The sequence below is a fragment of the Bacteroides sp. K03 genome, assembly GCF_019734355.1.
Taxonomy (GTDB): domain Bacteria; phylum Bacteroidota; class Bacteroidia; order Bacteroidales; family Bacteroidaceae; genus Bacteroides; species Bacteroides nordii.
In genome coordinates, this window is the sequence record NZ_JAASHC010000019.1 from 81794 (window position 1) to 96591 (window position 14798).

The 14798-nt window shown below is 40.3% G+C and carries 11 protein-coding genes; 4 read left to right on the plus strand and 7 right to left on the minus strand.

The annotated features are described in order from the left end of the window. Window positions 1-2 precede the first annotated feature (2 nt). From HCG69_RS13860 to HCG69_RS13885, 6 genes are all read right to left on the minus strand, one after another. Window positions 3-626, minus strand: a complete 624-nt coding sequence (locus HCG69_RS13860) for a DAK2 domain-containing protein (protein WP_221650517.1) — start codon at window positions 624-626, stop codon at window positions 3-5. A gap of 2 nt (window positions 627-628) precedes the next feature. Further along, window positions 629-1633: a dihydroxyacetone kinase subunit DhaK gene (locus HCG69_RS13865; RefSeq protein ID WP_025867300.1), complete on the minus strand. Its 1005-nt coding sequence runs from the start codon at window positions 1631-1633 to the stop codon at window positions 629-631. Window positions 1634-1650: 17 nt separating this feature from the next. Continuing rightward, on the minus strand, window positions 1651-1968 hold the full coding sequence (locus HCG69_RS13870; protein WP_025867299.1) for a VOC family protein: 318 nt from the start codon (window positions 1966-1968) through the stop codon (window positions 1651-1653). 17 nt (window positions 1969-1985) lie between these two features. Then, window positions 1986-2666: a hypothetical protein gene (locus HCG69_RS13875; protein WP_122201599.1), complete on the minus strand. Its 681-nt coding sequence runs from the start codon at window positions 2664-2666 to the stop codon at window positions 1986-1988. A 167-nt stretch (window positions 2667-2833) separates the two neighbouring features. Then, on the minus strand, window positions 2834-4000 hold the full coding sequence (locus HCG69_RS13880; protein ID WP_255585994.1) for a hypothetical protein: 1167 nt from the start codon (window positions 3998-4000) through the stop codon (window positions 2834-2836). Window positions 4001-4002: 2 nt separating this feature from the next. Beyond that, window positions 4003-5790 carry a YVTN family beta-propeller repeat-containing protein gene (locus tag HCG69_RS13885; protein WP_221650518.1) on the minus strand — a complete coding sequence of 596 codons (1788 nt, stop codon included), beginning with the start codon at window positions 5788-5790 and terminating at the stop codon, window positions 4003-4005. A gap of 490 nt (window positions 5791-6280) precedes the next feature. On the opposite strand from HCG69_RS13885, the gene HCG69_RS13890 reads away from it, so the two are divergent. The 4 genes from HCG69_RS13890 to HCG69_RS13905 are packed head-to-tail and all read left to right on the plus strand — an operon-like array spanning window position 6281 to window position 13553. Continuing rightward, a complete protein-coding gene (locus HCG69_RS13890; protein ID WP_221650519.1) occupies window positions 6281-9466 on the plus strand; it encodes a TonB-dependent receptor in 3186 nt (1061 codons plus the stop codon). Window positions 9467-9487: 21 nt separating this feature from the next. Next, window positions 9488-11449, plus strand: coding sequence for a RagB/SusD family nutrient uptake outer membrane protein (locus tag HCG69_RS13895; protein ID WP_221650520.1), 1962 nt, complete (start codon window positions 9488-9490; stop codon window positions 11447-11449). A gap of 40 nt (window positions 11450-11489) precedes the next feature. Next, the gene (locus HCG69_RS13900) at window positions 11490-12782 is read left to right on the plus strand and encodes a DUF5000 domain-containing lipoprotein (protein ID WP_221650521.1); all 1293 of its coding nucleotides are present in this window, start codon (window positions 11490-11492) and stop codon (window positions 12780-12782) included. A gap of 39 nt (window positions 12783-12821) precedes the next feature. Next, the gene (locus HCG69_RS13905; RefSeq protein ID WP_221650522.1) at window positions 12822-13553 is read left to right on the plus strand and encodes a DUF4998 domain-containing protein; all 732 of its coding nucleotides are present in this window, start codon (window positions 12822-12824) and stop codon (window positions 13551-13553) included. Between the two features lie 326 nt (window positions 13554-13879). Here the strand turns inward: HCG69_RS13905 and HCG69_RS13910 are convergent, their stop codons facing one another. Further along, window positions 13880-14143 (minus strand): hypothetical protein, encoded by a 264-nt coding sequence (locus HCG69_RS13910; RefSeq protein WP_255585995.1) that lies wholly within the window; start codon window positions 14141-14143, stop codon window positions 13880-13882. Window positions 14144-14798: the final 655 nt, after the last annotated feature.

Consider the following 14798-nt stretch of genomic DNA (forward strand, 5'->3'; position numbering starts at 1 on the left):
CTTTAAAGTAGTGCTTTTGCAAAAGCATCAAACATGCATGACCAGGAGCTTGCTCCGGAATCGGCATATCCAATGGAACGTTCGCCATAATTACGGGCACGCCCAAAGTTAGCTTTCATATCTACAGTTTCCGCTGCTCCCTTCAATGCAGCTTCTGCTCCCGCTGCCATCAACATTTTTATATCAGACGAATTTGTGGCTTGTATAGCTTCTACAGCAGGTATCAAAGCGTCCATCATCGTCTTATCTCCGCGTTGGGCTTTAGTCTGCTTTTTCACACCGGCAAGTCCACCGGCAAACATGCTTTTTACACCTTCAGCATCCAGCTCAGTTACTCCATCTGCCAGTGTATCGCTCATTCCGAGAAAAAATCCTCCAAGTAGTGTACTGGTAGAGCCACTGATCTGCAACATTACGTCGAAACCCATATCTCCAAGCATTTTCTTGAATTCCGTACCTTTATCAGCCGATTGTACAATGGCCGACATAGCTTGTACGATAGCTGTACCGTGATCACCGTCCCCCAATACAGCATCCAGTTTAGAGAACTCATCAGAACGCTCTGTTATATTTTTCAGAGCGTTCTGAATCATTTTCTTAAAGTCATTTACAGTTAATTTATCCATTCTTATTTTCCTAAAGTAGTCCAGTAAGGTGCATTAGACATATGGTTCTTCAAATAATCTACATGATCATTGTCCAGCAATGCCAGAATCATTTGAAAACCGGCCTGTTCCTGTACTGTCAGTAATTCACCAATACGTCCGGACACCACTTCAACACCGTTATTTTCTAATATAAAATGAGCCTTACGGTAAACAATACTCATCTCCATATGAGTAGTTGCCCCCACGCCGTTAATGATAAGCAACGCCTTATCTCCAGGTTTAGGCTGTAATTTTTTCATTAGCAGACCTACCATTTCCTCGGCAGTATCATCGGCAGAAACCAATGGTTTACGTCCACCACCACCTTCGCCATGTTGTCCCATACCAATCTCCATAATACCGTCCGGAAGATCGGAAATGCTCATACCATTTTGTGGATGCGTACATGCTTTCATTGCTACAGCAAGCGTGGCTATCTTCGCATTCATACGTTCACCTATTTCAAGTATCTCGTCCAGAGATTTACCTTCTTCGGCAGCGGCACCAACCACTTTAATCAAAGGCACACAACCTGCCAATCCGCGACGATCTTCATCGGGAGCATCCAGCCCGGCACTGATATCATCATGGGTAATGATACTCTTCACTTTGATACCCACCCGTTCAGCCAACTGACAAGCCATGTTTGCACTCATAATATCACCAGAATGATTGAGTACTACCAACAAGATCCCCGCTTCGCGTTTGAACATTTGCAAAGCCTGAAAAACGCGTTGTGCGCCCGGAGCTGCAAAAATATCTCCAACCACAGAGCAGTCGAGCATACCTTCACCTACAAAACCACTCAATGCAGGTTCATGACCCGAACCTCCAAGCGTGATAATAGCAACCTTATCTTCCGGTTTAGCATTGGCACGCACAATAATATTCTCACCTCCAATAGCTACCTGATCACTGTAAGCCATCACATAGCCTTCCAACAACTCTTCTGTGAGATTATCAGGGTTATTTATAAACTTATCCATATTTTTTAATTTAAGAGTTACTTTTCAAAATACATAAGTTCGAGTGCAATACCTTCTTCCTCAATAAAAGCAATGGTAAGATTTTCACCTCCCGGCATCGGTTCAACAAGTACTTTGGCACCTTTTAATTCTTCTTCCAGATTATCTACTTCATAGGCTATATGAGCCGTTTTCTGAATCAATTCCGGCATCCAGCTTCCTTCTTCAAAACGAAGAAATTCTATTTTATTAGGGCTTTCATTAAAGTTAGTCAGCCACACTTTCAAACCTTCTGCATAAGATTCACCCGGTTGCGGTGTCTGAGTAGGTATTCCAATATGATTTATTTTTCTCATGGTATCTTAGGTATTAGTTATAAAGCTGCTTTTTTATTTGTGAAACGCAAACCATCGTTATCATGGTAGCAGGCCCACTCTTCAACAATAGCTCCTTCGGGACCAGCCATCATAAAATGGAAAGTCTCAGGTTCTTTCAAACGAAGAACGTCACCTACCTGCTGTACTACAAAGTTTTTACTCTTAACCGGACCGTGACCGGCAGGAATAGCAGGCGGATTAGGAGTTTCGTCTCCTACCTCAGAGAAATTATATACCCACCCATGGTTTACCATCCATGATTCATGTTTGGCAGGAAATGAAGTTTTTACATGAGCATGTTCCGGAATCATCTGCCCAGGCAACAAGTAAATACTATGAGCAAAATAGCCATGTTCGGCATCGTTAATCCAGAAGATCCCCCCCATACCTGTATTCTCAAAGTCACCCAGTCCGAAATCGGTAAACCAGATGTCCTTTTCCATCAATGCAGTGAAAGGTACGTCATAAAACTCAAACATATCCAGAAATGCTTTCTTAGCAGCTTCCTGATCAAACTTTCCATCTTTGTAGAAGTCAGCATTTGTAAACTTCTTCTGATACGTTGTCTTTTCTTGTGTCATAACTGATTCTGTCTTTTTAGATTCTGTAGAGCAAGAGGTCATCCCTACCCCACAGCAGGCAATAAATGCCGCAATTAATACTTTTGTTGTTTTCATCGTTTTAATATAATTATTTAATTAATTGAAAGTTGAAAATTGAAAATTGAAAGTTAACTGTGCAACATGATAGCGCAGCCCATATCCTAATAATTCCATAACCTTACAACTTTATAACCCTATAACCTCATAGTGCAACCTCCTTCTCCCCTCTCCATTCTCCATTCTCAAATAACCCCCATTCCCTCAATCTCAATCAGAAGTTCAGAGCGACAAACATCCGTAAGAGTATATATAGCTGGAAGATCAGGATACTGACGGGTGATAACCTCACAAGCCTTTGCCATATCCTCCCATCTTTTGACGTAAACACGAAAGCAGATATAGGATGCATCTTCCGTCACCACCGGAATGCCCGATTCCCTAAGATTTTCGGCCGAAACAAGATATTTAATATTCTCCAGCGTCGCAAGTGCTTGTTCTTCAATCCCCACTCCTTCCAGACTTTGTTCACCTCGGATAGCAGCAGTACCGGAGATATAGACAAATCCATGATCTTCCTTCCATATAGCCTTGGCACGTTCAAACTTAGGAGTAGTCTTTTTATCAAGCTTCTCATCCTTTTCACCCAGCAATACATTCTGTGAATAGGCATGGGCAGAGACCTGTAACGGATTATCTACCGGTTTCACACAAACCGTTTCATCCTGGCAGAGCAGAGCATCAATATCAATCATTACCCCTCCCCACTGAGTACCGATACCAGTAGCCGCCGGATAACCGTCTGCCCACTGTACGGACTGATAAAACAAAGAACGGGCATCGTTAAAGTCCTGATAATGCTGATGTCCCGTGACATCACAATCTGTTATTTTCTCAATGTAATTCCATTGGCGTACAATAGAAGAAACAGGCATCTGTTCGGCAACCATTATATGAGAAATTGTTCTGAACACCTCATCCGCCTGACTGCGGATAGTAGCATGAAGCACATCGCCAATAATCCCACTCATAAACAGACGCTTGCATCCTTTACGCTCAATTGTAATATAAGGCACATTATCCAATGTTTTATAACAGATACAGTCAGCATCCGTCAACACCACTTCATGTACTTCCATCACGAGACCTTGCGGACATGGAGGTTGGGCAACATAACTCACTGTAGGAGCCGTATTTCCAAATCGTTCAGCAATAACATTACGAATCTGACTGAAACGTTCGCAGTATTCTTCATTATTTTGGGGTGCACCGAATACTACAATGCGTACCGGTGTATAGACTGCCTCATACAAAGCCATCAACTGAAAAAGCATCTCCTTAAAAGACCCTTTTCCCGTTTGATAAAGCCTATGGACAATTTCTATATTTGCTTCCAATATCATATTTTTCATTTTTATAGAGAATTCACATATTCTACGAGTTCATCTATTTCCTTATCAGATACTTTTTTATCAATACCATGCTTATGAACCGTAAAAACATCTTTCATCGTAGCAGCCCTTCCGTCAAATAAGTAAGGAGCCGTACGCCATACTTCCCGAAGAGTCGGTGTATCCCATCCATTTTCAAATTCAACATCTTCTCCAATACGATGCATTTTCATATCGGTATAATAGGGTCCCGAATGACATTCGTCACACTTTAGTTTTTCATATACCTTACGACCGCGCTGTGCTTTCTCCGAAAGTTCTCCATTCACCAGATATGGGCTGGGAACAGGTTTAAGATCCATCAGATATTCATCTACACAATCTGCAAAATCTTCCGGAAGATCAGTAAACTGAATCAATTTATATCCGGCACGCACAGCTACATTGGCAGAAGCACGGATACCCGAAATCATATTGGGAGGTGTAACGTGTGAGAAAAGTAAACTTTTACAGTTCTTCGGATTACCGATGCCATCATTCATCAAATCCCAGTTCATACCATCTGTACGGGCATCTCCCGGATGGCATCCGTTGCACGACTGCCAGTTCTGGAAACAGTGCTCCGCATCATTAAAGTACTTCTCACCACGTTGTATACGACTCTCTACCCGGTTCTGTACCAAAGGCACAGCATCTACCTGATGCGTATTCAAATCAACAATATTCAATGTATCCGAAAAATAAGTGGGGACAATCGCCTTTCCATCTTTCAGTATCAAACTGCGCGGACCGTTCCCTGCCAATGCTACCCGATCCCGAAGACCATACAAAAAACGAAGATCATATGTCAATGCATCTTTTTGCGGATAAGCATTAAACTTCTGAATAAAACCGGGATAATCAATCACACTGATATCATGTGTACCGGAGTGGCTGATAACTATTTTATTATCCGCACATTTCACATCCCATATACCAGCTGCACCACGTTCGGGTTCATCCAGCAATACCGCACCCTCAAATTTCAGACTTTCCAGATTAACAATACTGATAGCACTGGTATTCATCCAACCTTGTTGTAACTGTGAAGTAGGTACCTGAAAGCGTCCCAGATTATGCGTTATCAATAAATAACGGCTATCGGGAGAAAGCGTCATACCACGTAGAGCATTACTCCCGTTAGCCAACTGGATATCGCGTACCTTATGAAAACTTTTCAAATCAATAACCGAAACACATGCTGCCACTGTATCTATATCAGCCCGTTGTTGGGGAAGATAATTGGTAACGAACAAATACTTTCCATTCGGATCAAGTATAGATGATTTAGGCTCACGAAGTACTTTTACTTCACGCGTCACTTTATTACTCCCTAAATCAATTTCAGAAACTGTTGTTGAGAACTGATTACAAACGTACAGTTTATTCGATTTCTCATCTGCCAGAGGGAAACAAGCTCCCGAACCGGTTGGTATATATTCTTTTGAATCTCCCGAGGCGGAAAGAATATACACTCCATTCTTATCTCCAGTAACTGTGGCATAGATTTTATCCCCAGCTACAGCTACCCCACTGGGTACAGCATCCAAATCCCACTTTTGCAAACTCTCCTTCCAGTCAAACGAATAGAGGACTAATCGTTTCATCCCTTTTTGCGATGTAATGACGCCTGCTTTATACGGAGTTAACCCAGTTATAAACAAAGGATCACCTTCAGATTGAACCGCCTGACGGAAAGTAAACCCCACCAAAACAGCAGAAGCCAATAGTACAAAAAAAGACTTTATTCCAATATGCGTATGCTTTCTCATGGTCGATTATTTTTTATTCACCCACAAAGTTAGCCGTTAATAGCTATCACCATTATCACTATAATCTCATAGACTTATAATAGCGTATCAACTATCATAGAAAATATTTATATAACAGGATATGAGACGAGGCTAACAGCTATATTTTCAGGACGAGAAAGGAGGCAATACGGTACTTATTTCTTAAAAAAGCAACAACTGTAATATGATAAAACACGGATAAATATATTCATCTTGATCTGCTTTCTGTATTCACCTACCCAGCCCCCCTCTGATTTGCCAACCAAAACACAATCCATTTGAAATTTTATCTCATTTTACTATCAATAGCGTCCCAAAAACGATTCAGAGACAAATAAAGTAGTATTTGAAACAATACATAAAAACATCTTTTCACGATTTAATACCTTTGCAGCACCAAGTGTTAACGCACACATCGATAACATTTGTGAAATTATACTTTTTATTAATTAAAATCTAATTAAAGAAGATGAAAAACAATTTTCCTTTTCTAACCAAAAGGTGTAGCGCAATGCTACTATTGTTGGGCATGTTAGGTTCCTTTCCAAATTATGGAGTTACCGCTTTTGCCACCTCTCCATCTGTTCCGGGCGTCACACAATCCCGAAACATCACATTGAAAGGTACCATTATTGACGAAACCGGAGAAACTGTTCCGGGAGCTGCTATCCAGGTAGTAGGTACACCAAGAGGGGTAACGACAGATATGGATGGTACATTCTCGATTGATGTACCCAAAGGAGCCAAACTCGAAATTACGTATTTGGGTATGGAATCCCAAACAATCACAGTAGGTGATAAGAATAACCTTAGAATCATACTAAAACAAAAAGTAGACGAACTGGATGAAGTTACCGTTGTTGCTTTTGCCAAGCAGAAAAAAGAAAGCGTGCTTGCATCTGTATCAACGATCAAACCGGCAGAGCTGAAAGCACCTACAAGTAACCTTACTACAGCACTTGCCGGACGTGTAGCAGGTCTTATCTCCTATCAGCGTAGTGGTGAACCGGGTGCAGACAATGCAGACTTCTTTGTACGTGGTGTAACAACCTTCGGATACGCAAAGTCACCGCTTATCCTGGTAGATGATGTAGAAATGGAGTCAGAAGACTTAGCACGTCTGCAAGTAGATGACATTGCCAGTTTCTCTATCATGAAAGATGCTACGGCAACTGCTCTCTATGGTGCACGTGGTGCTAATGGTGTTATTCTGGTAACTACAAAGCAAGGTTCTGAAGGTCCAAGTAAGATTTCAGCCCGTTTTGAAACGTCTATTTCTGCTCCGACAAAAGAGGTGAAATGGACGGATCCTATCACTTATATGAATATGTATAACGAGGCTATCACTACACGTGACCCGTCGTCTCCCGCCCGTTATAGCCAACAGAAGATAGACAATACAATTGCCGGTCTGAACCCCAATGTGTTCCCTGCGGTTGACTGGTATGATATGTTGCTGAAGAACCACACAACCAACTTGCGTGGTAATCTGAATCTAAGCGGTGGTGGTAAAGTAGCCAGATACTATGTAGCCGGATCACTGTCACACGACGCCGGTATCTTTAAAAATGCCAAAGCAAACGGATTCGACAATAACATCAGTCTATTCAAATATTTGCTTCGTAGTAACGTAGATATCAATGTTAGTAAATCAACATTGGTAAGAGTACGCTTGCAAGCTACAATGGACGATTATACCGGTCCGGTACATTCAGGAAGTGACCTGTACAAAATGATTTCTCAATCGAGTCCGGTAGAATATCCGGCTTATTACCAACCGGATAAAGCCAACGAAACGACTCCATACATTCTCTATGGTGGTAGTGAAAATACTTTTATCAATCCCTATGCTGAATTGATGAAAGGTTATCAGGACAGACAGAATTCTACAATTTTTGCTCAAATGGAATTGGAGCAGGATTTAGGTTTCATATTGAAAGGACTGAAACTGAGAGGTATGTTTAATACCAACCGAAAAACCAATTACAGTATTGACCGTACATATAAACCTTACTACTTCACTGCAGGAGGTTACAACCCGGCTCAGAATACTTACTTCCTGACTTGTCTTAATCCCTCTGCCGGTACAGACTATCTGGCTGTTGGAAATGAAAATAAGGAAGTTATCAACTCCACTTATTTCCAGGGAACACTGACTTATAACCACACCTTCAATAAAAAGCATGCTATTAGTGGTTTGTTGGTATATTATTTGCGTGATGAAAAGAACTCTAAGAAAACCAGTACCATACAGTTATCCCTTCCTTACCGTAATATGGGTCTCTCAGGACGTGTAACTTATGCTTTTGACGACCGTTACTTCTTCGAAGGTAACTTCGGTTACAACGGTTCTGAACGTTTTTCTGAGAAAGAACGTTATGGATTCTTCCCTTCAGCCGGTTTAGGATACATTATCAGTAATGAGCCGTTCTATCCGGAATCACTGAAAAAAGTACTTAGCAAACTGAAACTGAAAGCAACCTTCGGTTTAGTAGGAAATGACCAGATCGGTGCGAAAGAAGACCGTTTCTATTATCGCTCGGAAGTTAATCTGAACAATGGTAGTTATGGATATACATGGGGAAATGACTATACCGGTCTGCACTCTGTAAATGGTGTTAGTATCAATCGTTATGCCAACGATGATATCACCTGGGAAACTTCACGTAAAACCAATTTAGGTGTGGAAATCGGTCTTTTCAATGACCTCGAATTACAGGTGGATGTTTATCGCGACTACCGTTATAATATCCTGATGTCTCGTGCTTCTCTTCCGGGTTCTATGGGATTGCAGGCTAGTATTAAATCCAATTTGGGTGAAGCAATCAGCCAAGGTATCGATATCTCTTTAGACTATAATCATGCGTTCAAAAATGGTTCTTACATGCAGGCACGTGCCAACCTGACTTGGGCAGGTGGTAAATACAAAGTATACGAAGAACCAGATTACAGCAAAACACCATGGTTATCACGTATCGATCAAAAACTGAAACAAACATGGGGATATGTAGCCGAACGTCTCTTTATTGATGATAATGAGGTCTACAACAGCCCGACTCAATTCGGAGAATGCCGTGGTGGTGATATCAAATACGTAGATATCAATGGTGACGGACAAATTACCGCTCTTGATAAAGTACCCCTTGGATATCCTGACGAAAGCCCGGAAATTGTTTACGGTTTCGGTTTGACGTATGGTTGGAAAGGTCTTGATATCTCTTGTTTCTTCCAGGGTTCTGCCCGTGAATCATTCTGGATGGACTATAATGTAATGCATCCATTCACCGGCTCAGGTAGCGGAACTCAGGTAATGCAAGCCATTGCCGACAGTTACTGGAGTGAACGTAATCAGGATGTATACGCTTTCTGGCCCCGTTTGTCTTCTACTGTATCTTCAAATAACTCTCAAACCAGTACTTGGTTCATGCGTGACGGTTCATTCCTTCGCCTGAAATCAGTGGAAATTGGATATACACTCCCGAAAAAGATATTAAAGAAGCTCCATATGAACACCATCCGTATTTACTATAGCGGAACTAATTTATTGTGCTTCAGCAAATTTGATACATGGGATCCTGAAATGACAAGTATGGATAAAGGATTTAAATATCCACTCCAACGCGTAAATAATATTGGTGTTAACTTCTCATTCTAATCATACAATAAACAGATCAAAATGAAAAAGAAATATTTATCTATATTGGCCCTCTCAATGGCGCTGACTACAAGTTGTAATTTTCTTGATGTCATGCCCGACAAATTGGGAACCATTGAATATGCATTCCGTGATCAGGTGAGTGCAGAAAAATATCTGGCCACATGTTACTCATACATACCAAGCCAGTTTGCTACAAATGACGTCTATATGTATGGTAACGAAATAACCGCTTATAATAATGTTCAGACCAATGGTATGAAACTATTATTAAACGGAAATAGTGTCACTTCTGTCAGTATGGGATCATGGAACAACTTCTATCAGGCTATACGCCATTGTAACATCTTCCTTGAAAACGTAGATCAGGTACGCGATCTTGAAGAATACGATAAAGTTCGTTGGGTACTCGAAGTGAAATTTCTGAAAGCATATTACCATTGGATGCTGGTACAGAAGTATGGTCCTATCGTTGTAGTACGTGACAATCTTCCTATCACCAGTCAACCGGAAGAAGTACGTCTGCCGAGAGAACCGCTGGACGACTGTATCGAATATATTATCAGTCTACTTGACGAATGTATCGGAAGCAATCTTGACGAAGAAGAAGATTCAGGAATTCATCTGCCGGATAAAATAGAAATGGCAATGACTGAATATGGTCGTATCACCCGCCCTATTGCTGCCGCATTAAAAGCAAAAATCCTGGTACACATGGCCAGTCCGTTCTTTAATGGTAATAGTAATAACTATGCCGGATTCAAAGATAAAGATGGCAAAGCATTGTGGCCTACTACTTACGACCCTGCAAAATGGACTCGTGCAGCCCAAGCATGTAAAGAAGCAATCAAATATTGCGAAATGGGAAATCACGAACTTTACCATTATACAAATCTGGGTACGCTGAAAATTTCAGAAGATACACGCAAAATCTTAACTTTCAGCCAACTTATCACAGATCATGCCAACAATCAGGGAGAATACATCTGGTCAAACAGAATCAACCTGAACACGAAAGATTATCAGTTCAACATGATGCCTGCACTCAATGCTTATTGCCGTACAGCACGTCTGAATTCACACTGGAATCCAACATTGGAATTTATTGAGAATTTCTATTCCTCTAATGGTGTACCCATTGAAGAAGATAAAGACTGGAATGCAAACGGTTGGTATAAATCACGTTATGAAGTAACTCGTGGTGACGCTGTGCAAAAGTTATACATTGAACAGAATTACCCGACAGCCCGTCTGAATACTTACCGTGAGCCACGTTTCTATGGTGATGTTGCATTTGACGGTTCAGTATGGTTCGGAGCCGGTAGAACAGATGAATCCAAATCTCAAACAGTGAAGGTCCTTGCCGGCGATCCGACAAACTATCCTGCCGGACGTAATGGTAACCAATACTATTCTACAACCGGATACTTCATACGTAAGTTGACACCTTATACTACTTATGTTACGGAAGATTCAAAGACAGAGTTTAAGGGAACAAACTATGCTTTCCCTATCATCCGTCTGGCAGACCTTTATCTGCTCTATGCAGAAGCATTGAATGAGTCATTAAGCGCTCCTAATGAAGAGGTATACAAATATATCAATCTGGTACGTGAACGCGCCTTCCTTCCATCCGTTGAAGAAGCATGGGCAAATCATTCTATCAACCCGGATAAATACCTGACAAAAGATGGTATGCGTGATATCATTCAACAAGAACGTATCCTCGAACTTGCATTTGAAGGTCATTACTTCTATGATCTGCGTCGCTGGGCTAACGGTACAAAGAAAAGTAAATTCGACATTTTCGAACAATTCAATAAAAAGATTCGTGGCTGGAATGTAGAAGGAGAAACTGTAGAAGATTTCAATAAAATAAAAATTTACTATTCACCGAAGTTCACTCAGAGAGATATGTTATGGCCTATTGCTGAAAGTGAAATGATGATTAACACTAATTTGGTGCAAAATCCGGGCTGGTAATTAACCTATATCTTTTACAATATTAAAACAAAACGTAATCATGAAAAAAATATTCTTATTACTGCTCGCCGCAGGAGCTCTGTTTTCCTGCCAGGAAGAATTCATCGGACAATATCCGGTGGATAACATTCCACCCAAACCAATAACCAATGTGGAACAGGTGGAACAAGTATCGGGAGGTGCCATATTGAGTTATGTACTGCCGGATGATCGCGATTTACTATATGTACAAGCCGAATACACACTGGATACTGGCGAAAAAATGATAGTAAAATCGTCTATGTACGGAACCCAAATCAAAATAGACGGTTTCGCCAAAGCCGAACCACGTAAGGTGACATTGTATGCTGTAGACCGTAGCCATAATTTCTCCACTCCGGTAGAATTTACCGTCAACCCGGCACAATCTGCTATTTATGACGTAGAAAACTCAATGGAGTTGATACCAACTTTCGGTGGAATGCAAGTTAGCTGGGAAAACCCGACAGGAGGAAACATCGTGATAATGGTATCAGAAGATATCATGGAAGGTTCGGATGTACAGCAGAACGTGGGTAATTATTACTCAAGTGCCAAAGATGGTACAGCGTATATACGTGGATATGAAGCCGTACCCCATACTTTTTATGTACAGGTTAGAGACCGCTGGGGAAATAAAACAGATGTTAAATCAGTGACTTTGGTACCTCTTTACGAAGAATTTATCAAACCGAAAGATGAAACACAACAGTATTTCAAAAAATGGAATGATGACCCGGATATACCTTACAGACAGTATAGTACCACCTATCCTATCGAAAGATTGTGGGATGGCAAAACAATGCACGGTACCAGCACCAGTAATTTCTTCCATACACCTGCCGGATACCCATTCCCGGTATGTTTCACATTCGATATGGGACGCACTTTCCGTCTGAGCCGTTTCAAACTCTATCAGCGCGGTACTGCCGACTGGGTTTACAATCACGGTAATCCAAGAATATTCAAAGTATACGGTTCACCTGATGATAAAGCACGCGTAAATCCGATCAACGAAGGCGAACATCCATGGACACTGCTGGGCGAATATGAATCAATTAAACCATCAGGATTGCCGGTAGGTAAAAAGAGTTGTACGGATGAAGATATCGAAAAAGGTGCCGGAGGTGAAGATTATGACTTTACTTATGGTTCTGCCTACGAAGTACGTTATCTCATGTTCCAGATTGACAAAACCTGGGGAGGTACTGAGATGATACATATTTCCGAGTTAGAATTCTGGGGACAAGACCCGAATAAAGAATCTACCCCGGAACCGGAACCAGAACCGGAACCTGAAACTCCTGCCGAGTAAATAAGGAAAGAAAAAAGTAACTATTAAACGATTAAAAGAATGAAAAAGATAAATTATATACTGATCGCTGCTGTATCCGCTTTATGCGCTTGCTCAGATATGAACTCTTTGCATGATAAATACTTGGCGGATGGTGAAACGATCTATCTGGCCCGCTTCGATTCTGTGAAGATCTATCCCGGAAAAGAAAGAGTAAAAGTGCTCTATTGGCTTTCAGATCCAAAGGTAGCAACAACTACGGCTATGTGGAATATGGACAGGGAAAGCGGTGAATACGAAGTACATAAAACAACTCCGGACAATCCGGGTAGTTTCATTATCACAGGTTTGGATGAAGGAAGTTACAGTTTCAACTTCTATAACAATAATGCAGAACATGATCTCCACTCTATCAAATATAGTGTAACAGCTATCAGCTACGGGGATTCTTATCAGAATGCGATTATTAATACCAGCCCTACTGATTTCACTTATCATCAAATGCCTGATAAGTATAGTTTCAAAATAAAGACGAGGTATGAAAATGCTGTAGCTTATGAAGTATGCTATACTAAAACAGATGGTACAAAGGTGACAGACTTAAGATACAACATTGCAGACTTATGTGATGAAAACGACAACATGATTTATCCGATCATGCTCGAAGGAGGAGACGATACAATGGAGATCCAACTTCGTACGGTATATCATCCGGAGCCAAACTGTATTGATGAGTTTGTAACCAGTTATGAGACGTATACTCTATCAGATCCGAATTTAGTTTTAGAATAGAATAAGTCAATCACACTATTTATTTGGTGAATAATGTAGAGAAGAGGGTACCCGTGATGGGTACCCTCTTTGTATTATATTACTATTTATATTATTCTATATCAAACAATTATCAACATCTATACTTTATATTACAAGAGTACGTATTTAAGTCTGTGTTAAATACGTACTCTTATATCCTAAAAGTACGTACTTTAATACCCCAAAAGTATATACTTTTGTATCCACAAAAATAGATATTGAAATAGTCCGTTAAAAATGTTAACGGGGAAAACAGGTATTTATCTGTTACATAAAGAATAATAAGGTTTCACATGGCTCCGGTATTATGATTTCTTCATCCACACAAACCATTTTAGCAATTTATACTTGAAGTACCTCTTTGATACAATGGATTTTGCAGTAGCCAATCTGGCAACATTTTCTTTTCCGTATTTATCTTTCTCCTTTTTTACAAGTTTCAGTGCAGCACACAACAAACAACGACTACATTTCAAGTTTGAAAGAGAAAGCTTTCTCCAATCTTTTTCAGATTCTATTTCCCAAAAGTAATCCTTCAAAAAATCATATATATTTTCAGATTCTTCCATATCCGTTTTCATCAGGCAAGGACAAGGAGAATCAGTATCAGACTCTTGCTGCCTACCAGATAAATAAAATCTGTACCTCAATATGCTCATGCTCTTTATATTATTGTATAACTGAAATTGGGTACAAAAAACGTACCCAATTCCAATATATAAGTTTTTCGGAGGTGCAGCAAACAACCCAGACACATCTATATACTGAAAAGGTGCGTATATCGTTGATTTACAACATACAGCTCCCCATTCAGCTTAAATGTGTCTTTTGATAGTTTCGCTGCTTTCCGAAAAAACACTTAAACTGATTACTCTAAAAGCGATACTTCGGGAGTATAACCGCAAAAGTAACGAAAAGAAAATACACTGCAACAAAAAGAAGTATTTATATGTCGCTTATGAATATATTTTATCCTATTGTAATACAATTTTAGTATATCTGACTGAAGTTTGTAATTATTTAAAAACTACAGATACACTCAAAAAAGAAAATGACAGACAAAAAAAGAGGACAAATAACACCACATAGCAAAAACCTGTATATCAACCAATTATATCTGTCATTTTTTTCCTCGTAGAGAATCATCCCGTTCCTCTACCATTATCTTTGCCATGGAAAACATAGTTCTTTATGAACGTTAATAAGAATAAATTTCTTAATATT